Source organism: Sediminibacterium sp. GW821-FHT12F12 (assembly GCF_058806635.1).
The window spans coordinates 1-616 of the sequence record NZ_JBXAPW010000037.1; the positions used below are offsets into that span (position 1 = coordinate 1).

1 protein-coding gene is annotated in these 616 nt (G+C 47.7%); it reads right to left on the reverse strand.

Annotated features, from left to right (window positions below; all coding sequences use genetic code 11):
- Positions 1-356: hypothetical protein (locus AC1RNB_RS18585; RefSeq protein ID WP_493085258.1), on the reverse strand; the 356-nt coding region annotated here is incomplete at its 3' end.
- Positions 357-616: the final 260 nt, after the last annotated feature.

A 616-nucleotide genomic window follows, 5' to 3' on the forward strand; every position in this document is an offset into this window, starting at 1 on the left:
AAATTGGCCAGCAGGTAACGGTGCTGCGAGTACAGTATGCTGCGTTGCCCCGGCGGGTTTTCTGTATCCTGCAACTGGATGGTTTTGTTGAGGGCCGAGAAAGCGGCCTGCAGGTTATAATCCACCATATTAACAAAGGGATGCAGCTCGCTTCGTAACCGTGCAGCCATTTTGCTGCAGCTGCCAAATTCTTCATTGTTAGACCGTACCCTGGCAAAATGCGGATGTGTTTTAATCTGCTTTTTTGTAGCACCACCTTTAGTACGCAGAATAATCTTATCAGAGCCTTTGGGTTGGTAGGCGGAGAGATTACCCAGGCTCCCGGTAAATCCTCCTTTGCCATGCAGGAATGCCATATAAAGATGGTTTTAACTGTGTGAACAGGCAATGGCCAGGCATACTCAAGTCACTGTGGGGAGGATACCTAAAGTTACTCATTCCCTTTTCTATTATGCAATACTTAACCCATACTTTCCCCAAAAACCGTGAAAACACCCCCCATACCCCCCTCCTTTTAAAGAGGCGGGTTATCTGCGGGTTATCCTCGGGTTACTGGCGGGTTATCAATGAATTAGAAAACCATAGAAACAGGCTGTCCCCAGGGTATACCTGCACA